The sequence below is a fragment of the Massilia consociata genome (genome assembly GCF_042432755.1).
Lineage (GTDB): Bacteria > Pseudomonadota > Gammaproteobacteria > Burkholderiales > Burkholderiaceae_D > Telluria > Telluria consociata.
Genome location: NZ_JBHLWP010000003.1, coordinates 72,436 through 93,042 on the forward strand (window position 1 = coordinate 72,436; position 20,607 = coordinate 93,042).

Below are 20,607 nucleotides of genomic sequence, written 5' to 3' on the forward strand. Positions count from 1 at the left end.
ACGGCAAGCCGCAAGGCTTGCCGTTCTTGTTTGTGCGTCCGTGTTAGAACGAGTGGCGCACGCCGATATTGAACACCGACGGATCGGCGCCGAGGGCGGTCGGCGGCGGCGCGAAGGTGCCGCCCGCCGAGGTCAGGCCGAAGGCGGCGAGGCCGTTGTTGCGCACGCGGGCGTAGGTGCTGTACAGGTTGGTGCGCTTGGACAGGGTGTAGCTGTAGGCCAGCGAGAAGCCGTTGCCGCGGGCGCCGGTCTCGATGCGCTGCTGGTGCAGCGAGGCGAAGAACTTGTTGGGGCCGGCGGTATACGAGCCGCCGATGGTCATGAACCGGAACTCGTTGCTCGGTCCTTCCAGGTCGGCTTCCATGTAGGCGGCGCGCAGGTCGAACGCGCCGATGGTATAGCCGGCGCCGAAGGCGTATTCGCGGTCGTCGCCGGTGGCCAGGCGCTCGATCTGCTGGTAGCCGGCGCCCAGGTACAGCGGGCCGTTCTTGTACTCGACCGCGGCGCCCCACAGGTTGCCCGACGGGTCGTCGGTCTGGCGCTCGCCCGCGCTGTACGAGCCCAGGACGGTGAAGCCGTTCAATGCTTCGCTCTTGTAGTTGACCGAGTTCGCCAGGCGGCGGGTCAGGCGGTTGGCGCCGAAGCCGCCCAGGGTCGAACCGTAGAAACCATGACCCAGCGGGTCGGCCGACTGGGCCACCGCCGAGATCGGGCCGTACTCGCGGCCGACGGTGATCGTGCCGAACGAGCCTTGCAGGCCAACCACCGCGCGGCGCTGGAACAGGCCGGCGGTATCGCTGGCGCCGGTGTCGATGGCGTAACCCGCTTCGATGTTGAAGAGCGCTTTCAGGCCGTTGCCCAGGTCTTCGGTACCGCGAAAGCCGATGCGGCTGGTCGATTGCGTGCCCGAGCTGACCACGGTGCGGCTGTCTTCGCCCGGCGCGTCGGTGTCTTCGATGCCGACCGAGGCGTCGGCGATGCCGTAGACCGTCACGCTCGACTGCGCATGGGCAGCCAGCGGCAGGATGGATACCAGGGCGATGGCAAGGCTCTTCATTTTCATTGATGTTCTCCAGGGGTTGATATGGGTTCCGAATGCCGCTCTCGTCATGCTCGATGCAACAGATTCAAGCTTTGCAAAAAACTACCTTACCAGTGCAATCGAAATGATGCCACGATTCATTAGCAGTTTGCTTATTCGGTTTTGGAGAAGCATGTGCGCGTGGCCAAAATGCCGCACGATCCAGCGCAAGACTTCCAGCCATAGCGGTCGCCGTGTTGCATATAGGTGACGAAAATGCCAAATTCCCGCCGTTTCCAGAACTCAACAGTACAATTGCTTGATACTTAAATTGGTATCGGAATGGCGGAAAAATTGATTGGATCGATCTCGCTTCAACGCCTACCATCACTGTCGAGCATGTAATAACAGCAAAGCCGCGATACAGCGGCCATGATAAAACGACAACAGGAGACGTATGAAACGCACATCCTTCGGCCGTGCCACGGCCAGTTCCCGTCACGCCTTCGCGCTGCGCACCACGGTCGCCGCGCTTGCCGGCGCCGGCCTGATCAGCAGCGCCACCGTCGGCGCCCAGGAAATCGCTGCCGCCGGCACGCCCGCCGCAACGCCGGCCGACGCCGTCGTCCTGGTCACCGGCACCCGCCAGGCCGCCCAGAGCGCGCAAACGATCAAGCGCAACGCCGAACAGGTGGTCGATTCCATCGTCGCCGACGACATCGGCAAGTTCCCGGACAAGAACGTCGCCGAGATCCTCGGCCGCGTGCCGGGCGTGCAGGTGATCCGCCAGGGCGGCGAAGCCGGCAACGTCGTCATCCGCGGCCTGGGCGGCATCACGACCCTGTACAACGGCCGCGAGATGTTCACCGCGGCGGGCCGCAGCCTGTTCCTGGCCGACGTGCCGGTGGCCATGCTGCAGCGCGTGGACGTCTATAAATCGCAGGGCGCCGACATGGTGGAGGGCGGCACCTCGGGCGTGATCGACGTGCGCACCAACCGCCCGTTCGACTTCAAGGGCCAGCAGACCGCGATCAACGTGCGCGCCGAGCACCGCGACAAGGCCGACAAGATCGATCCGAACGTCTCCGGCATGCTGTCGAACCGCTGGAAGAGCGCCATCGGCGAGATCGGCCTGCTGGGCGGCCTGTCCTACCAGCGCGGCCGCTACCATGACGAAACCGCCTTCGTGGGCGAGCCGCGCGAGATCGACCGCGGCATCATGGGCGCGCCCTCGATGGGCCGCGTGATGTCGGGGGGCGATCGCGAGCGCCTGGCCGGCAACCTGTCGGCGCAGTGGCGTCCGAGCCGGGATCTCGAGGTCTATGCAGAGAGTTTCTCGACCAGGATCGAGCACGACTCGCAGAGCATCTTCTTCGTGGGCGACTTGCCGATCAACAATCCGGCGTCGACCGTCACCGCGATTTCCGGTACGAATTACCTGGAGTCGATCAGCAACCCGATGGTGAACACCTTCACCCTCAGCTCGACCCAGGCGCGGCGCGATATGTCCGAAGGCCACCAGGGCGCGATCGGCGCCATCTGGAAGCCGGTCGACGGCGTGCGCGTCAGCTCGGAGCTGGTACGCACCGTCAGCAAGTACACGCAGAAAAACCCGATCCTCGACACCATCCGCAATGCGGCCAAGCCGATCTCCGCCAGCGTGCGCGACGGCGGCGGTTACCTCACTTATCCGGGCGTGGACATGACCGACCCGGGCCCCTGGACCATGTTCGCCATGTTCGACAACCACAACCGCTCGCGCGGCGCGGCGACCGACTGGCGCGGCGACGTGAGCTGGGTGCCGGAAGCGGACGGATTCATCAAGGAAGTCAGCGGCGGCGCGCGCATCGCCGAGCGCTTCGCGTCCTACGTGCATGAACTGGGCAACTACGCGGCCGCGCCGGACCAGTGGGGCCCGGGCGCGATCAAGGTCGCCGGCTTCCAGGGCCTGAACTGCACCAGCCCGGCCACCGGCGGCAACTACGGCATGAACCAGTTCTACGCTCCGTGCGCGGACTTCCTGCTGAATAACACGGGCGTCATCCGCCAGGCCATCCGTGGCGACTCGAGTCCGCGTCCGGACGATCCGCTGTCCTACTACGCCGATCGCGAGAAGACCCAGGCGATCTACGCCAAGCTGAATTTCGGCTTCGACGCCTGGACCCTGCCGATCGACGGCACGCTGGGCGCGCGCTACGTGAAGACCAAGCAGACGATCAGCGGCTACTCGTCGAACAACGGCGTGGTCTCGCCGACCACCGTGTCCTCGACCACCAGCGACGTGTTGCCGAGCCTGTCGATGCGCGCCCACTTCCGCCAGGACCTGATGGGCCGCCTCTCCGCCAGCAAGGCCATCGAGCGCGCGCCGTTCGGCGACTTCAACCCGGGCCTGGTGCTGTTCCCGTCGACCACCACCACGCTGGCGACCGGCACCGCTGGCAACCCGCACCTCAAGCCGCAGGAAGCGCGCAACGTCGACGTGGCGCTGGAGTGGTACTTCGCGCCGGCCGGCTCGCTCACCGGCACGCTGTTCCACCACAAGTACGAGAACTACCTGCGCCGCACCGCCCGTCCGGAAGTCCACGACGGCGCGACCTACAACGTGAGCCGCCCGTACAACGCCGTGTCGGGCAACCTGAAGGGCGCGGAACTGGCCTACCAGCAGTTCTACACCTTCCTGCCGGGCTGGCTGAGTGGCCTGGGCGCGCAGGCGAACTTCACCTACATGGACGGCGGCCTGGCCGAGGCGGACGGCACCATCAACACCTTCGCCGGCATGTCGCGCCGTTCGGCCAACCTGGTGGGCCTGTACGAATACGGCAAGTGGTCTGCGCGCCTGGCCTACAGCTGGCGCGACCGCTTCACGGCCGAGTACAACTACCGCGGCACGCCGCACGCGATCGTGGTCGATCCGCTCAAGACCCTGGACGCGTCGATCTCGTACAAGCTGACCGACAACCTGACCATCACGCTCGACGGCAGCAACCTGCTGGACCAGGCCTACCACGACTATCACACGGTACCGGAACTGCCGCGCGACGTGCGCCGCTACGACCGCGTGGTAGGACTGGCGCTGCGCTGGCGTAACTAGGCTGCTCCACCATGGCGGATGACAGCTCGAACAGGTAGGGTGGTCGGCTTCGCCGACCGCGCGTCCGACGAAAGCACGGTTAGCGCTGTGCGGCCGTTGGTTGAACGCGCGGCCGGCACAGCCGGCCACCCTACGGTGCGTAATTGAGCGCCATGAGGCAATGCAAAGTTGTTTTCGGCGATGCCGACAGGTGATTCAAAGGGGAAGGCGCAGCATGCAAACTCAAAAACTCTCCACCCTCGAAAAAGTGGGTTTCGGCGCAGGCGACATGGCGCTCAACGTGGTGATCTCGTCGATGATGCTGATCATCACCTTCTTCTACACCGACATCTACGGCCTCAAGACCAGCGACCTGGCGGCGCTGTTCGTGGCCGTGAAGGTGGTCGGCGCGGTCGCCGACCTGGCGATGGGGCAGATGACCGACGCCGTCCTGACGCGCTGGGGACGCTACCGGCCCTGGCTGCTGCTGCTCGCGGTGCCCTACGGCGTGAGCGTGTTCCTCGTCTTCTCCACGCCCGACTGGGGCTACGACGCCAAGCTGGTCTGGGCCTACGCGAGCTACATCCTGATGACCCTGATGACGGCGGGCGTCGGCATCCCCTACATCTCCCTGATCAGCGGCCTGACGTCCGACCCGCAGGAGCGCCTGTCGGCCAACGGCTACCGCCTGTTCTTCGCCAAGATCGGCGCTTTCATGGTGACCATCATCGTGCCGGTGCTGGCCAGCTGGTGGGACGCCGACAACCCGGCAACCGGTTACCAGGCCGCGATGGCGGTGATGGCGGCGATGGGCGTGCTGCTGTTCCTGCTGTGCTTCTTCACCACCACCGAGCGCGTGGTCCACAAGGTCGAGAAGCAGCCGCTGATGGACCAGGTGCGCGTGCTGCTCAGGAACGACCAGTGGCTGATCCTGTGCGCCGTGTGCGTGACCGGCACCATCGGCTACGTCATCCGCGGCTCGGTGGCGATCTACTATGCCAAGTACTACCTGGGCGGCGACACCGCCACCGTGTCGGCCTTCCTCTCCACCGGCGTGGCGGCTGCGATCCTGGCCATGGTGGTCTCCACCTGGACCACCAAGTTCTACTGCAAGGTCAAGCTGTTCCGCAACACGCAGATCCTTGTCGCCGTCCTCAGCCTGATGATCTACTTCCTCGTCAAGCCGGGCGACATCGTGCTGGCCTTCGTCCTGTACTTCGTCCTGTCCCTGGTGGTGGACCTGCATGCGCCGGTGTTCTGGTCGGCGATCGCCGAGACCATCGACTATGGCCAGGTAAAGACCGGCAAGCGCGTCTCGGGCTTCGCCTTCGGCGGCATCTCGGTTTGCCAGAAGGCCGGCATGGCGGTCGCGGGCGGCATGGTCGGCGTACTGCTGGACTACTTCCAGTACCAGCCCAACCAGGAACAGTCGGCGCTGGCGCTGCAGGGCATCGCCCTGATGCTGTCGGTGATCCCGGGCTTCTTCCACTTCCTGATGGGCGCCCTGATGTTCAAGTACCGTATCAGCGACAAGTACTACGACACCGTCAAGGCCGACATGCGCACCAACGGCTACGTCGCCAGTTGAAAGTCTTTTCTCATTGTTAGCGGCAGATCGTCATCCCCGCGCAGGCGGGGATCCAAGTTTGCAAGCACACCACCAGCTCCAGAGCACACCATGCAAGAAACCGTACTGAAACCCCTGATCGAGCAACGCGCCGACCCCTACATCTACAAGCACACCGACGGCTGGTATTACTTCACCGCCTCGGTGCCGCAATACGACCGCATCGAACTGCGCCGCGCCCCCACCATTGCCGGCCTGGCCACGGCCGACACCGTGGACATCTGGACCAAGCCCGACACCGGCCCCTATTGCGAGCTGGTGTGGGCGCCCGAGATCCATTTCAACCAGGGTGCCTGGTACATTTACTTTGCCGCCGCCCCCAGCCGCGAGATCAAGTACAAGCTGTTCCAGCACCGCATGTACGCGATCCGCAACACGGGCGCCAATCCCCTGGAGGGCGAGTGGGAATTCATGGGCCAGGTCGACACCGGCATCGACAGCTTCTGCCTGGACGCCACCACCTTCACCCACAAGGACCAGCTGTACTACCTGTGGGCCCAGAAGGACCATGATATCGAGGGCAATTCGAACCTCTACATCGCCCCGATGAAGACCCCATGGCAGATCGAGGGCAAGCCCATCATGCTGAGCAAGCCCGAGTACGACTGGGAAACGCGCGGCTTCTGGGTCAACGAAGGCCCGTCGGTGGTGCGCCGCAACGGCAGGATCTTCATCAGCTACTCGGCCAGCGCCACCGACGAGAACTATGCGATGGGCCTGCTGTGGGCGGACGAGGACGCCGACCTGCTCGACCCCGCCTCGTGGACCAAATCGCGCGAGCCTGTTTTCCGAACCTGCTACGATCATGGCATCTACGGCCCTGGTCACAACAGCTTCACGTATGCCGAAGACAGCGACACCGTCATGCTGGTCTACCACGCGCGCACGTACACCGAGATCGTCGGCGATCCGCTCTGGAATCCCGACCGCCACACGTTCGTGAAACCGCTGCGCTGGGACGACAAGGGCATGCCGGTCTTCGGCCGGCCGTCCACCAACTGAGGACGAAATCAACGTGCGAACAGCGATTACGCAGGCGCCTTTCGGCGAACTGCCGGATGGCGAGGCCATCACCCAGTTCACGCTCACCAACGCGAACGGCCTGGTGGCGAAGATCATCGATTTCGGCGGCATCATCACCGAGCTGCATGCCCCCGACCGGGAGGGCAGGCTCGCCGACGTGGTGCTGGGCTTCGACACGCTCGAACCCTACCTGGGCGACAGTCCGTATTTCGGCGCCCTGATCGGCCGTTACGGCAACCGCATCGCCAAGGGGCGCTTCACGCTCGACGGCCGGGAATACCAGCTGCCGACCAACAACGGCAACAACCACCTGCACGGCGGCGCTCCAGGCTTCGACAAGGTCAAATGGACCGCCACCGTCGACGGCGACAGCCTGCGGCTGGACTACCGCAGCGTCGACGGCGAGCAGGGCTACCCCGGCAACCTCGATGCCACCGTCACCTACCAGCTCCTCGATACCAATGAACTGGTGGTGCGCTTTAGCGCCGTGACCGACAAGGCCACGCCGGTCAACCTGACCCAGCACAGCTACTTCAACCTGGCCGTGGTGGGTGGCACATCGGGCGACATCCTGGGCCACGTGCTCACCATCGACGCCGATACCTTCGTCGCCATCGATGCCGAGTCGATTCCGACGGGCGCGCTGTCGCCGGTCACGGGTACGCCCTTCGACTTCCGCATGCCGCGCCCGATCGGAGAGCGCATCGGCCAGCCGGACAAGCAGCTGCGCCACGGCCAGGGCTACGACCACAACTTCGCACTCAACAAACCCGATGGAAAAGCCATGACGCGCGCCGCCCACGTATGTGAACCGGGGACGGGCAGGGTGCTGGAACTGTTCACCGAGGAACCGGGCGTGCAGTTCTACAGCGGAAACTTCCTCGATGGCTCGCTCACCGGCAAGGGGCGCACCTACGAATACCGCAGCGGCTTCTGCCTGGAACCGCAGCACTTCCCGGATTCGCCGAACCAGCCGCACTTCCCGAACGTGATCCTGCGCCCGGGCGAGGTGTACCAGACCGAATCGCGCTTCCGCTTTTCGGTGGTCGAGTCCGCGGAGAAGTAGCCGATGATGGATGTGTTCATCGACGCCCGGCACGAGCTGGGCGAATGCGTGCTGTGGTGCGAGCGCACCCGGCGCCTGCTGTGGACCGACATTCCGGCATCCACGCTGTGGTCGCATTCGCCGTCCACCGGCAGGACCACCAGCTGGCAGATGCCCGAGCGCCTGTGTTCGTTCGCGCTCACCGGCAGCGACGACCGCCTGCTGCTGGGGCTGGCCTCCGGCCTGGCCTTCTTCACCTTCTCGACCGGGCTGGTCAGGCGCATCGTCGATGTCGAAGCCGACATCCCGTCCACGCGCCTGAACGACGGGCGCTGCGACCGCCAGGGTCGCTTCGTGTTCGGCATGTTCAACCAGGACGACAACCCGAAACCGGCGCTGGGCGGCTTTTATCGCCTGAACCTCGACCTGACGCTCGAGCGCCTGCCGATCGGGAATGCGGCGATCGCCAACAGCATCTGTTTCAGTCCGGACGGGCGCAGGATGTATTACGCCGATTCAAGCACGCGCGAGATCCGCTATTGCGACTACAACCCCTGCAGCGGCGAGGTCGGCGCCTCGCACGTGTTCGTGCCGGCCGGCGCCGCGCCGGGCGAACCGGACGGCTCCTGCATCGATGCCGAAGGCTGCCTGTGGACCACGCGCTGGGGCGCAGGATGCGTGATGCGCTTTGCGCCGGACGGCCGCCTGGACCGCGTGCTGGAACTCGACGCGCCGCAGCCGAGCTGCCCGGCGTTCGGCGGGCCGGATTTTTCTACCCTCTACGTCACCAGCGCCCACCTGGGCATGACGGTGAACGACCGGGCGGCGGCGCCGCTGTCGGGGGCGGTGTTCAGCCAACGGCTGGACGTACGCGGCTTGCCCGAGAGCCGTTTTCTCCACTCGTAGGGTGGCCGGCTTGGCCGGCCGCGCGTTCCAATGTCGTACGGGTTAATGCGCCGCTATGCATATACCGGCTGAACGCGCGGACGGCAGAGCCGTCCACCCTACGGTTGTGATAACAATTCCGATATCAATATCGCGAAATAATTGATTGGAAAGTTATCTGGCTGCATTCTAGACTTCCCTCATTGCTCAACACGGCTGAACAACACGACATGAGAGGAGGCGCACAGCCTCCCGTGGCGGAGATAACGAGGAGAATGCATGTCCGAGACGAAGAAAAAGACCACGCTGCGCTCGGCGGCGTGGTTCGGGACCCAGGACAAGAACGGCTTCATGTACCGGAGCTGGATGAAGAACCAGGGCATTCCCGACCATGAATTCCAGGGCAAGCCGATCATCGGCATTTGCAATACCTGGTCCGAACTGACCCCCTGCAACGCCCACTTCCGCAAGCTGGCCGAACACGTCAAGCGCGGCATCCTGGAGGCCGGCGGCTTCCCGGTCGAGTTCCCGGTGTTCTCGAACGGCGAATCGAACCTGCGCCCGACCGCCATGCTGACCCGTAACCTGGCCGCCATGGACGTCGAAGAATCCATCCGCGGCAATCCGATGGACGCCGTCGTGCTGCTGGTGGGCTGCGACAAGACCACCCCGGCCCTCTTGATGGGCGCGGCCAGCGTCGACCTGCCGACCATCGTCGTCACCGGCGGCCCCATGCTCAACGGTAAGCTGAACGGCAAGGACATCGGTTCCGGCACCGCCGTCTGGCAGCTGCACGAAGAGGCCAAGGCCGGGAGAATCACGATGCACGATTTCCTGTCGGCCGAAGCCGGCCACTCGCGTTCGGCCGGCACCTGCAACACCATGGGCACGGCCTCGACCATGGCCTGCATGGCCGAATCGCTCGGCACCTCGCTGCCGCACAACGCCGCCATTCCGGCGGTCGATGCGCGGCGCTACGTGCTGGCCCACATGTCGGGCATCCGCATCGTCGAGATGGTGCACGAAGACCTGAAGCTCTCGAAGATCCTCAAGCGCGAGAACTTCGAGAACGCCATCCGCGTCAACGCCGCCATCGGTGGCTCGACCAACGCCGTGATCCACCTGAAGGCGATCGCGGGCCGCATGGGCGTGCCGCTCGAGCTGGAGGACTGGACCGCGATCGGCAAGGGCACCCCGACCATCGTCGACCTGCTCCCGTCGGGCAAGTACCTGATGGAGGAGTTCTATTATGCCGGCGGCCTGCCGGGCGTGATCCGCCGCCTGGGCGAGGGCGGCCTGCTGGCGCACAAGGACGCGCTTACCGTCAACGGCAAGACCCTGTGGGAGAACTGCCAGGACGCGCCGATCTACAACGACGAAGTGATCCGCAAGCTGGACACCCCGCTGATCGAGGACGGCGGCATCCGCATCCTGCGCGGCAACCTGGCCCCGCGCGGCGCCGTGCTCAAGCCGTCCGCTGCCTCCCCGCACCTGATGCAGCACCGCGGCCGCGCCGTCGTGTTCGAGGACTTCGACCACTACAAGCAGCGCATTGTCGATCCGGACCTGGACGTGGACGCCAACTCCATCCTGGTGATGAAGAACTGCGGCCCGAAGGGCTACCCGGGCATGGCCGAAGTGGGCAACATGGGCCTGCCGCCCAAGCTGCTGGCCCAGGGCATCACCGACATGGTCCGCATCTCGGACGCGCGCATGAGCGGCACCGCCTACGGCACCGTCGTGCTGCACGTGGCGCCGGAAGCGATGGCCGGCGGCCCGCTGGGCATCGTCAAGGACGGCGACTGGATTCAGCTGGATTGCGCCGGGGGCGGCCTGAACATCGAGCTGTCGGACGAAGAGATCCGCAACCGCCTGGCCGACCGCGCCGAGAACAACAAGCCTGTGCAGCACAGCGGCTACCAGCGGCTCTACCTGGATCACGTGCTGCAGGCGGACGAAGGCTGCGACTTCGACTTCCTGGTGGGCTGCCGCGGCTCCGCGGTGCCCAAGCATTCGCACTGATTTACCGGGACTTGAACGCGCGGACGGCAAAGCCGGCCACCCTACGAAAGCCGCGTTCCCGTAGGGTGGCCGGCTTGGCCGGCCGCGCGTCCAGCCGCCACTCGAACACTCGCATCGTCAATAACACCAATATTGGGAGACCGGGCTCATGCTGCTCGTACAATTCATCACCGAATCGCAGGAACGCCGCATCGGCATCCTGCACGACAACATCATCCGCGTCGTCAACGGCTACGCCACGACGCTCGACCTGGCGCGCGCGGCCATCGCCACCGGCACCGGCCTGGCGCAACTGGCCGACGCTGCCGCGGGCGCGGACCACTACAACTACGACGACGTGGCGCAGGCCGGCCGCATCCTGCCGCCGCTCGACCACCCGGACGTCGCCCACTGCTACGTCACCGGCACCGGCCTGACCCACCTCGGCAGCGCCGACACGCGCGACGCCATGCACAAGAAGATCGGCGGCGACGTGGACGCCTTGAGCGATTCGATGAAGATGTTCCGCATGGGCGTCGAGGGCGGCAAGCCGGCATCCGGCACCGCCGGCGTGCAGCCGGAATGGTTCTACAAGGGCGACGGCTCGATCGTGCGCGCCACCGGCCAGGAACTCGACATGCCCGACTTCTCGCTCGACGGCGGCGAAGAACCGGAGATCGCGGGCCTGTACCTGATCGGCAACGACGGCCAGCCGTACCGTCTCGGCTACGCCATCGGCAACGAGTTCTCGGACCACGTCACCGAACGCCAGAACTACCTCTACCTGGCCCACTCCAAGCTGCGCAACTGCGGCCTCGGCCCGGCGCTGCTGGTGGGCGAACTGCCGGCCCACGTGGCGGGCGTGTCGCGCATCCTGGACAAGGAGGGCAAGGTGCGCTGGGAAAAGGCGTTCGTCAGCGGCGAGCAGAACATGTCGCACACCATCGAGAACCTCGAGTACCACCACTTCAAGTACGGCCTGTTCAAGCGTCCGGGCGACGTGCACATCCACTTCTTCGGCACCGCCACGCTGAGCTTCGCGGACGGCATCTCGGTCGAGGCCGGCGAGACCTTCGAGGTCGAGTCGCCGCAATTCGGCCCGGCCCTGCGCAACCGCCTGGCCGTCCTCGAGGCCCCGTTCGCGAAGGTGAAGGCCTTATGAACATCACCGGCGAAGCCATCATCGGCGGCGTGCACGAGCGCGGCGCGGGAGGTTCCTTCAAGGCCTGGGACCCGAGCGCGCGCGACTACCTGGAGCCAGGCTTCCACATGGTGGATGCCGGCCAGATCGACCGCGCCTGCGCCCTGGCGGGGGAGGCATTCGACGTCTTCCGCGCCACCACCGACGAGCAGCGCGCACGTTTCCTGGACACCGTCGCGGACCAGATCATGCTGCTGGGCGACGTGTTGATCGCGCGTGCGATGCTTGAGTCCGGCCTGCCGCGCACCCGCCTCGAAGGCGAGCGCGGACGTACCTGCGGCCAGCTGCGGATGTTCGCCGACCTGCTGCGCGAAGGCTCCTGGCGTGATGCGCGCCTGGACACGCCGCTGCCGGATCGCGCCCCGCCGCGACCCGACCTGCGCTACCACCTGATCGGCGTCGGTCCGGTCGCCGTGTTCGCGGCATCGAACTTCCCGCTGGCCTTCTCGGTCGCCGGCGGCGACACCGCATCCGCTTTTGCTGCCGGCTGCCCGGTGGTCCTGAAAGCCCATTCGTCCCATCCGGGCACCTCGGAACTGGTGGCGCGCGCCATCACCAGGGCGGTGCAGCAGTGCGAACTGCCGGCCGGCGTGTTCGCGCTGCTCACCGGTACCGGCAACGGCATCGGCCAGGCCCTGGTCGGCCATCCGGCGATCCAGGCGGTCGGCTTCACCGGTTCACGCTCGGGCGGCACCGCGCTCATGGCGGTGGCCGCGGCGCGCAAGCAGCCGATTCCCGTCTATGCCGAGATGAGCAGCATTAATCCGGTGTTCCTGATGCCGCATGCGCTGGAGCATCGCGCCGAAGAGATCGGCAAGGGCTTCGCCGCTTCGCTTGTGCTGGGCGTGGGCCAGTTCTGCACCAACCCCGGCCTGGTGCTGGCGATCGACGGTCCCGGCCTGGCGACCTTCTGCAAGACCGCGCAGGAGGCGCTGAACGCGACCGAAGCCGCCGTCATGCTGAACCAGAACATCGCGGAGAGCTACCGCAAGGGCGTCGACGCGCTGGCCGGCACGGACGGCGTGAGCACGCTGGCCCGCATCGAGCACGGCGAAGGCAAGGGCGCGGCAGCCTTGTTCCGCGTGAGCGCGGACGCATTCCTGGCGCGCCACGAACTGCACGAGGAAGTCTTCGGCCCCGCATCGCTCGTGGTGGTGTGCCGGGATGCGGCCCAGATGCGCGCGGTCGTCGAGGTGCTCGAAGGCCAGCTCACCGCGACCCTGCAGATGGACGCCGAAGACCATGCCGATGCCCGGGCCCTGTTGCCGCTGCTGGAGCGCAAGGTCGGGCGCATCCTGGCCAACGGCTTCCCGACCGGCGTCGAAGTATCGAGTGCGATGGTCCATGGCGGCCCGTTCCCGGCCACGGCAGATGGCCGCAGCACCTCGGTTGGCACCGGTGCGATCGCACGCTTCCTGCGACCGGTGTGCTACCAGAACCTGCCCCGGGAACTGCTGCCGGAGCCGCTGCAAGACGGGAACCCGCGCGGGATCTGGCGCCGCAAGGACGGCGCATTGACCAAAGAATAAGCCGGCATCACAATACAAGAACAGATGGAGACAGGTATGAATCAAACGGCGACGCATCACAGGGCGAGCTTCCCCAGCCTGCGGGGCAAGCGGGTATTCGTGACAGGCGGCGGCACCGGCATCGGCGAAGCGATCGTGAAGGCCTTCGTGGAGCAAGGCGCGGTGGTGGCTTTCGTGGACATCGCCAGGGAAGCCAGCGAAACCTTGTGCGCAAGCTTGGCCAATGCGGGCCACATTGCCCCGGTCTTCCGCTACTGCGACATCACCGACATTCCGGCGCTGCAGCGCACGATGGCCGAGCTGGCCGAACAGCTGGGCGACTTCGATGTGCTGGTCAATAACGCAGCCAACGACCAGCGCCACGATATCGCGGACGTCTCGCTCGACTACTGGAACGAGCGCATCGCGATCAACCAGCGCCCGATGTTCTTTACCGCGCAGGCAGTCCTGCCGGGCATGAAGAAGAAGGGCGGCGGCTCCATCATCAACTTCTCTTCCATGTCCTGGCACGCCAAGGGCGCCGGATATCCTGTCTACGCCACCACCAAGGCGGCCGTGATCGGCCTGACCCGCAGCCTGGCGCGCGACCTCGGCCCCTTCGGCGTGCGGGTGAACACCGTCACGCCCGGCTGGGTCATGACCCAGCGCCAGATCGACCTGTGGGTGGACGAGGCTGCCGAGCGCGAGATCAAGCAGGCCCAGTGCCTGCCGGGCAAGCTCATGCCGGACGATATCGCCGCCATGGTGCTGTTCCTCGGCGCGGACGACAGCCGAATGTGCACGGCCCAGGACTTCGTCGTCGACGCGGGCTGGACGTGATGTGTGGCGGCTGAGCGCCGCAACATGTCCGTCCACCCATTTACCCAGCACGTCATCCCGGCACAGGCCGGGATCCAATTTCGCCCAGAAGGACGCAAACTTGGGTTCCGGCCTGCGCCGGAACGACGGGATTTTCACGCGTATTCAAACCAATAATCAGGAGACCATAGTGAGAGCCTTCCAACCCGCCATCCTCGCCCTGAGCATGCTGGCCGCCCCGGCCTTCGCCCAGGTGAACGTCACCATCGACGCTACCCGCCCGGGTCCGGTCATCAACAAGAACGTCTACGGCCAGTTCGCCGAACACCTCGGCACCGGCATCTACGAGGGCCTGTGGGTCGGTCCGGATTCGAAGATCCCGAATACCCGCGGCTGGCGCAACGACGTGGTCGGCGCGCTGAAGGAGCTGAAGGTGCCGCTGGTGCGCTGGCCGGGCGGCTGCTTCGCCGACGAATACCACTGGCGCGACGGCATCGGCGCACGCAACAAGCGCCCGGTGAAGGTCAACACCCACTGGGGCGGCGTGGCGGAAGACAACGCCGTCGGCACCCACGAGTTCTTCGACCTGGTCGAGATCCTGGGCACCGAAGCCTACGTCAACGGCAACCTCGGTTCCGGCACCCCGCAGGAGATGGCCGAGTGGCTCGAGTACATGACCTCGGACACCAAGTCCACGCTGGCCGAGCTGCGCCGCAAGAACGGCCGCAAGGAACCGTACAAGGTGGCCTATTTCGGCATCGGCAACGAGGCATGGGGCTGCGGCGGCAACATGAAGCCGGAATACTACGCGCACCTGTACAACCACTACGCCACCTTCCTCAAGACGCCGCCGGGCGCCCGCCCGAAGATGGTCGCCAGCGGCGGCAACGACGACGACACCAGCTGGACCGAAGTGCTGAGCAAGGAAGCCGCCAAAGGCACCGACGGCATCAGCTTCCATTTCTACACGCTGCCGACCGGCGTCTGGGAGAAGAAGGGCGCCGCCACCGGGTTCGAGGAGAGCGAATGGTTCTCGACCCTGCAGCAGACCCTGCGCATGGACGGCCACATCCGCCGCAACGTCGCCATCCTCGACAAGAACGATCCGGAGAAGAAGATCGGCTTCTACGTCGACGAATGGGGCACCTGGTACGACGTCGAGCCGGGCACCAATCCGGGCTTCCTGTTCCAGCGTAACACCCTGCGCGACGCAGTCGTGGCGGCGCTGAACTTCAACATCTTCCACGCCCACGCCGAGCGCGTGCGGATGACGAACATCGCGCAGATGGTCAACGTGCTGCAGGCGATGATCATCACCGACAAGGAGAAGATGCTGCTGACGCCGACCTACCACGCCTACAAGATGTACGTGCCGTTCCAGGACGCGACCTCGCTGCCGACCGCCGTCAACAACGACGTGGCCTACTCGGTGAACGACAAGAGCATCCCGGGCATCAGCGCATCGAGCGCACGCGGCAAGGACGGCAAGGTGTACGTGGCGCTGGTGAACACCAACCCGCGCCAGGCCAGCGACGTGACCGTCGACCTGAAGGGGCAGGCGGTTTCGGGCGCCACCGGCCAGGTCCTGACCGCCGAGGCGATGGACGCGCACAACACCTTCGACAAGCCGCAGGCGATCAAGCCGGTGTCGTACAGCGCCAAGGCGGCCAACGGCAAGCTGACCCTCAAGGTGCCGGCCAAGTCGGTGATGGTCGTGTCGGTCGACGTGTAATCCGTAGGGTGGCCGGCTTGGCCGGCCGCGCTTTCAGGGATGGTACGCATACCGATACGTGCACGTGGTGCGGAACATTGATTCGAACGCGCGGACGGCGTAGCCGTCCACCCTACAGAACCCGAGCTATCAGGAGTTCGCAATGTCTCTGCTTTCCCGTTTCTCCGCCTGCGCGCTTGCGCTGGCTACCACGCTGCCCGCCTTCGCCGCACAGGTCGAAGTCCACGACCCCGTCATGGCAAAAGAGGGCAGCAGGTACTACCTCTTCAGCACCGGCCCCGGCATCACGTTCTACAGTTCCACCGACATGAAGTCGTGGAAGCCCGAAGGCCGCGTCTTCGCCGGCGAGCCGGCATGGGCCAAGAAGGCCGCACCCACCTTCAACGACCACATCTGGGCGCCCGATATCTACCACCACAACGGCAAGTACTACCTGTACTACTCGGTGTCGGGCTTCGGCAAGAACACCTCCGGCATCGGCGTGACCACCAACACCACGCTCGATCCGCGCTCTCCGAACTACAAGTGGGAAGACCAGGGCATGGTGCTGCAGTCGATACCGGGCCGCGACCTGTGGAACGCCATCGACTCGCACGTGATCGACGACGAGCAGGGCACGCCCTGGATGTCCTTCGGCTCGTTCTGGACCGGCCTGAAGCTGGTCAAGCTCGACCCCAGCCGCACGAAGCTGGCCGAGCCGCAGGAGTGGCACACCATCGCCCGCCGCGACCGCCCGGCCTACGTCCCCGACGAGGAGGCCGGCCCGGCCCAGATCGAAGCGCCTTTCATCATGAAGAAGAACGGCTGGTACTACCTGTTCGCCTCCTGGGACCTGTGTTGCAAGGGCAAGGACAGCACCTACAAGGTCGTCGTGGGCCGCGCCAGGGCGGTGACCGGCCCCTACCTCGACCGCAAGGGCGTGGACATGGCCAAGGGCGGCGGCTCGCTCGTCATCCAGGGCGACCGCGATTGGCGTGGACTCGGCCACAACAGCGCCTACACTTTCGACGGCAGGGACGTCATGGTGCTGCACGCCTACGAGACCGCCGACAAGTTCAAGCAGAAGCTGAAGGTGCTGGAGATGAAATGGGACAGGGACGGTTGGCCGACGGTCGACCCCCTTGAGCTGAACCGCTACCAGAGCGTCCAGCTGCCATGAAGCTCCGGCTCGCCGCATGCGTGTTGCTGGTGTCGGGCGCATGGGCGCAGGCGGCCGAGCTGTTTCCGCTGGCCGACGTTCGCCTCAAGCCCGGTCCCTTCCTCGACGCCCAGACCACCAACCTGAACTACATGCTGGCGATGGAGCCCGATCGCCTGCTGGCGCCTTTCCTGCGCGAGGCTGGACTGACGCCACGCCAGCCCAGCTACGGCAACTGGGAGTCGACCGGCCTGGACGGCCACATGGGCGGCCACTACCTGTCGGCGCTGGCGCTGATGCATGCGGCGACGGGCGACGCCGAGGTGCTGCGCCGCCTGAACTACGTCGTGGCGGAGCTCAAGCGCGCACAGGAAGCCAACGGCGACGGCTACCTCGGCGGCATTCCCGGTGGACGCCAGGCCTGGCGCGACGTCGCGGCCGGCAAGCTGGAAGCGGACAACTTCTCGGTCAACGGCAAGTGGGTACCCTGGTACAACCTGCACAAGGTGTACGCCGGCCTGCGCGACGCGTACCGCCATGCCGGCAACGAAGACGCACGCGCCATGCTCATCCAGCTCTCGGACTGGGCGCTGCGCCTGACATCGCGCCTGTCGTCCGACCAGATGGAGCAGATGCTGCGTGCGGAGCATGGCGGCATGAACGAGATCCTCGCCGACGTGGCCGCGATGACCGGCGAACGCAAATACCTCGACCTGGCGCTGCGCTTCTCGCACCAGGCCGTCCTGCAGCCTCTGGCGCAAGGACAGGACAAGCTCACCGGCCTGCACGCGAACACGCAGATTCCCAAGGTGATCGGCTTCAAGCGCATCGCCGACATGACGGGGCGGCAGGACCTGGACCGGGCAGCAGGCTTCTTCTGGCAGACAGTCGTCGATCGCCGCTCGGTGGCCATCGGCGGCAACAGCGTCAAGGAGCACTTCCACGACGAGAAGGACTTCGGCGCGATGATCCACGAGGTCGAGGGGCCGGAGACCTGCAACACCTACAACATGCTCAAGCTGACCGGGATGCTGTTCCGCTCAAGCCAGAAGGGCAGCTACAGCGACTACTACGAGCGCGCGCTGTACAACCACATCCTGTCCTCGCAGCGTCCTGGCGGAGGCTTCGTCTACTTCACGCCGATGCGGCCGAACCACTACCGCGTGTATTCACAGGTGGACAAGGGCATGTGGTGCTGCGTGGGCTCGGGCATCGAGAGCCACGCGAAGTACGGCGAATTCATCTACGCGCACGAGGACGACGCCCTGTTCGTGAACCTGTTCATCCCGTCGACGCTGCACTGGCGCGCCAAGGGGATCAGGATCACGCAGGCGACGCGCTTCCCGGACCAGGGCAGCACGCGCCTGACCGTGGATGCGCCGGCCAATGTGCCCGGTACTTTCACGATGATGATCCGCTACCCGGGCTGGGTCGAGCCCGGGAAACTGGTCGTGAAGGTGAATGGCAAGGCGGTGGAGCACGATGCGCAGCCGGGCGGCTACGTGAGCCTGTCCCGGGATTGGCGCAAGGGCGACCGGGTCGACGTGCAACTGCCGATGACGACGCGCCTGGAACAGATGCCGGACCGGTCGAACTATTACGCCGTGCTGCACGGTCCCATCGTGCTGGCCGCGAAGACCCGCATGTTCGGCGACGAGAAGCTGAACTTCCTGGCCGACGAGTCGCGCATGGGCCATATCGCGGGAGGACAGGTGTGCCCGCTGGAGGCGGCGCCGATGCTGGTCAGCGACTCGACGGACTTCCTGCGCCGCATCAAGCCCGTGAAGGGAAAGGCGCTGACCTTCACGGCGCCGGGGCTGGTGCATGGGGCCGCGGACAACGCAACGGAATTCATCCCCTTCTTCCGCCTGCACGATTCGCGCTACACGATGTATTGGCAGCATTCCACGCCGGCCAACCTGCAACGCATGCAGGCCGGGAACGCCGCGCGCGAAGCGGACCGGCTGGCATTGGATGCCCTGACCGTCGACCAGGTGGCGCCGGGCGAACAGCAGCCGGAATCGGACCATTTCTTCAAGGGCGAAGGTGTCGACGCGGGCGTGAACAACGGCCGCCACTGGCGCCATGCGAGCAAGTGGTTCAGCTACGAGCTGAAGGATCCCAAAGGAGAAGCGAAGCTGCTGCGCCTGACCTTCGCCAGGGCCGATGCCGGCCGCCGCTTCGATATCGAGGTCAACGGCGTGCGGCTGGCCGAGGTGGCGCTGAGGGGCGACGCGGCCCAGGAGTTCTACACGGTCGATTACCCGCTGCCGGCGTCCGTCGTGCAAGCGAAGCCGGCGATACTGTCGGTGCGGTTCGTGGCCAGGCCGGGCTCGGTGGCAGGCGGCTTGTACGGCCTGCGCCTGCTGCGCCAGTCAGGCGGTTAGCCGCGCATCGCCAGCGTGTTCTTGCAGCGCGGGTAGTGGGAGCAGCCCCAGAACGGCCCGCGCTTGCTGTCGCGCGGGATCATCTTGATGCCGCAGGAAGCGCAGGTCGGTGTACGGTAATCGTCCTTGAATGCGAAGTCGAGCAGGGCCAGCTGCTTCTCGAGCGGCAGTGCGAGAATCTTCTGTGCGAATGCGTCGCCGTCGAGCAGCTGGATCGGATTCGTTGCGCCGAACTGCAAGGCGTCCTGCGAATAGGTCCCAGTGGTGACGAAGATGCCCCGTCCAACCCGTTCATGGACCATCACGCCGAGCAGCTCGCGGATTTCCTTGACCCCGACCGCCTGCGTGTTCCAGGCCTTGCACTGGACGATCGCCAGCGGTCTGTCGGGATCGGCCTTGAACAGCTTGACGTCGATGCCGCCATCCGGCCCGGCATGCAGGGTTTCCGTGACAAACCCGACCGCCTCATAGTACCTGGCGCACAGCAGCTCGAAGCGCTTCCATTCCAGCATGCGCAGCGCCTCGGCCGACCATGCCGCCGGCGCAGCAGGGACGGCGGGCCGGCCTGGCGCCGGCGCAACGGACTGCGCCGCCTGCGGTTCGACGCGCATGCGCGCGCTTTGCCGGCTGCCCGGGGAACCCTTCCCATGCTTCGAGCGCCGGCTGGCTGCACGCACCGCCGCCAGCACGGTCGTCGTGCCCAGGGCGGCGAGCACGATCCAGGACAGCGGCTCGAGCGCCGGTTTCAATGCTCCCAGTGGGCCGCGGTCGGGCAGGAACCCCGGCAGTACCCAGCGCACGCCAAAGAATGCTCCCAGCGCCAGCACCGCACTGAACTGCCAGGGCAGGGCAATCAAGTCGCTTGCCGGATTGTTGTTCCTGCGCCTTCCCATCATCCTGCTCCAATATTGTGTTATGGAAACAATGGTAGCCCAGTGCGGTGGCCGTGTCGCTGGTCAACCGGGTGAAACACGGTGTTTGATGCGCCACGAATAGCACTGTGGCGCCGCACTGACGCTTCACGCAAGGAACGTGCACATCATAACTTGCTAAAATGATAGTTATTAGAAGACACACAGATGTTTCGATGTGATAATTAATTGTTCTAAATTTCGCTACTACGAGTCGTATCCTTTATACGGGATAACGC

Annotated in this window: 14 protein-coding genes; 12 read left to right on the forward strand and 2 right to left on the reverse strand. The window is 65.5% G+C overall.

Going from position 1 to position 20,607, the window contains the following annotated elements; translation table 11 throughout:
* Window positions 1–43: 43 nt before the first annotated feature.
* Window positions 44–1,063, reverse strand: coding sequence for a porin (locus ACFFJK_RS01920; RefSeq protein WP_379677397.1), 1,020 nt, complete (start codon window positions 1,061–1,063; stop codon window positions 44–46).
* A gap of 415 nt (window positions 1,064–1,478) precedes the next feature.
* Between ACFFJK_RS01920 and ACFFJK_RS01925 the strand changes: the two genes are divergently transcribed.
* The 12 genes from ACFFJK_RS01925 (at window position 1,479) to ACFFJK_RS01980 (ending at window position 19,457) form a co-directional block, all read left to right on the forward strand.
* Window positions 1,479–4,112 carry a TonB-dependent receptor gene (locus ACFFJK_RS01925; protein WP_379677398.1) on the forward strand — a complete coding sequence of 878 codons (2,634 nt, stop codon included), beginning with the start codon at window positions 1,479–1,481 and terminating at the stop codon, window positions 4,110–4,112.
* 214 nt (window positions 4,113–4,326) lie between these two features.
* A complete protein-coding gene (locus tag ACFFJK_RS01930; RefSeq protein ID WP_379677399.1) occupies window positions 4,327–5,679 on the forward strand; it encodes an MFS transporter in 1,353 nt (450 codons plus the stop codon).
* A 90-nt stretch (window positions 5,680–5,769) separates the two neighbouring features.
* Window positions 5,770–6,720 (forward strand): glycoside hydrolase family 43 protein, encoded by a 951-nt coding sequence (locus ACFFJK_RS01935; RefSeq protein ID WP_379677400.1) that lies wholly within the window; start codon window positions 5,770–5,772, stop codon window positions 6,718–6,720.
* Window positions 6,721–6,733: 13 nt separating this feature from the next.
* The gene (locus ACFFJK_RS01940; protein ID WP_379677401.1) at window positions 6,734–7,807 is read left to right on the forward strand and encodes an aldose epimerase family protein; all 1,074 of its coding nucleotides are present in this window, start codon (window positions 6,734–6,736) and stop codon (window positions 7,805–7,807) included.
* A gap of 3 nt (window positions 7,808–7,810) precedes the next feature.
* Window positions 7,811–8,692 carry an SMP-30/gluconolactonase/LRE family protein gene (locus ACFFJK_RS01945; protein WP_379677402.1) on the forward strand — a complete coding sequence of 294 codons (882 nt, stop codon included), beginning with the start codon at window positions 7,811–7,813 and terminating at the stop codon, window positions 8,690–8,692.
* Window positions 8,693–8,950: 258 nt separating this feature from the next.
* Complete coding sequence (locus tag ACFFJK_RS01950) at window positions 8,951–10,693, forward strand: IlvD/Edd family dehydratase (protein ID WP_379677403.1); 1,743 nt, start codon at window positions 8,951–8,953, stop codon at window positions 10,691–10,693.
* Between the two features lie 148 nt (window positions 10,694–10,841).
* Window positions 10,842–11,834 carry an AraD1 family protein gene (gene araD1, locus ACFFJK_RS01955; protein ID WP_379677404.1) on the forward strand — a complete coding sequence of 331 codons (993 nt, stop codon included), beginning with the start codon at window positions 10,842–10,844 and terminating at the stop codon, window positions 11,832–11,834.
* Window positions 11,831–13,402: an aldehyde dehydrogenase (NADP(+)) gene (locus ACFFJK_RS01960; protein WP_379677405.1), complete on the forward strand. Its 1,572-nt coding sequence runs from the start codon at window positions 11,831–11,833 to the stop codon at window positions 13,400–13,402. The genes araD1 and ACFFJK_RS01960 overlap by 4 nt, the downstream gene beginning before the upstream one ends.
* Window positions 13,403–13,438: 36 nt before the next feature.
* On the forward strand, window positions 13,439–14,221 hold the full coding sequence (locus tag ACFFJK_RS01965; protein WP_379677406.1) for an SDR family NAD(P)-dependent oxidoreductase: 783 nt from the start codon (window positions 13,439–13,441) through the stop codon (window positions 14,219–14,221).
* Between the two features lie 205 nt (window positions 14,222–14,426).
* Complete coding sequence (locus tag ACFFJK_RS01970; RefSeq protein WP_379677649.1) at window positions 14,427–15,932, forward strand: alpha-N-arabinofuranosidase; 1,506 nt, start codon at window positions 14,427–14,429, stop codon at window positions 15,930–15,932.
* A gap of 142 nt (window positions 15,933–16,074) precedes the next feature.
* Window positions 16,075–17,091: an arabinan endo-1,5-alpha-L-arabinosidase gene (locus tag ACFFJK_RS01975; RefSeq protein WP_379677407.1), complete on the forward strand. Its 1,017-nt coding sequence runs from the start codon at window positions 16,075–16,077 to the stop codon at window positions 17,089–17,091.
* Entirely contained in the window at window positions 17,088–19,457 is a 2,370-nt protein-coding gene (locus ACFFJK_RS01980) for a beta-L-arabinofuranosidase domain-containing protein (RefSeq protein WP_379677408.1), read from the forward strand. Before ACFFJK_RS01975 ends, ACFFJK_RS01980 begins: the two co-directional genes overlap by 4 nt.
* Here ACFFJK_RS01980 and ACFFJK_RS01985 read toward each other — a convergent pair.
* Complete coding sequence (locus ACFFJK_RS01985) at window positions 19,454–20,353, reverse strand: restriction endonuclease (protein WP_379677409.1); 900 nt, start codon at window positions 20,351–20,353, stop codon at window positions 19,454–19,456. The genes ACFFJK_RS01980 and ACFFJK_RS01985 overlap by 4 nt on opposite strands.
* Between the last annotated feature and the right edge of the window lie 254 nt (window positions 20,354–20,607).

Excerpts from the sequence above, each read along its gene's own strand:
- ACFFJK_RS01970 (WP_379677649.1), top strand. The coding sequence starts at position 14,427 with ATGCTGGCCGCCCCGGCCTTCGCCCAGGTGAACGTCACCATCGACGCT.
- ACFFJK_RS01945 (WP_379677402.1), top strand. The coding sequence starts at position 7,811 with ATGATGGATGTGTTCATCGACGCCCGGCACGAGCTGGGCGAATGCGTG.
- ACFFJK_RS01925 (WP_379677398.1), top strand. The coding sequence starts at position 1,479 with ATGAAACGCACATCCTTCGGCCGTGCCACGGCCAGTTCCCGTCACGCC.
- ACFFJK_RS01980 (WP_379677408.1), top strand. The coding sequence starts at position 17,088 with ATGAAGCTCCGGCTCGCCGCATGCGTGTTGCTGGTGTCGGGCGCATGG.
- ACFFJK_RS01985 (WP_379677409.1), bottom strand. The coding sequence starts at position 20,353 with ATGATGGGAAGGCGCAGGAACAACAATCCGGCAAGCGACTTGATTGCC.
- ACFFJK_RS01920 (WP_379677397.1), bottom strand. The coding sequence starts at position 1,063 with ATGAAAATGAAGAGCCTTGCCATCGCCCTGGTATCCATCCTGCCGCTG.
- araD1 (WP_379677404.1), top strand. The coding sequence starts at position 10,842 with ATGCTGCTCGTACAATTCATCACCGAATCGCAGGAACGCCGCATCGGC.
- ACFFJK_RS01935 (WP_379677400.1), top strand. The coding sequence starts at position 5,770 with ATGCAAGAAACCGTACTGAAACCCCTGATCGAGCAACGCGCCGACCCC.
- ACFFJK_RS01965 (WP_379677406.1), top strand. The coding sequence starts at position 13,439 with ATGAATCAAACGGCGACGCATCACAGGGCGAGCTTCCCCAGCCTGCGG.
- ACFFJK_RS01950 (WP_379677403.1), top strand. The coding sequence starts at position 8,951 with ATGTCCGAGACGAAGAAAAAGACCACGCTGCGCTCGGCGGCGTGGTTC.
- ACFFJK_RS01975 (WP_379677407.1), top strand. The coding sequence starts at position 16,075 with ATGTCTCTGCTTTCCCGTTTCTCCGCCTGCGCGCTTGCGCTGGCTACC.
- ACFFJK_RS01960 (WP_379677405.1), top strand. The coding sequence starts at position 11,831 with ATGAACATCACCGGCGAAGCCATCATCGGCGGCGTGCACGAGCGCGGC.
- ACFFJK_RS01930 (WP_379677399.1), top strand. The coding sequence starts at position 4,327 with ATGCAAACTCAAAAACTCTCCACCCTCGAAAAAGTGGGTTTCGGCGCA.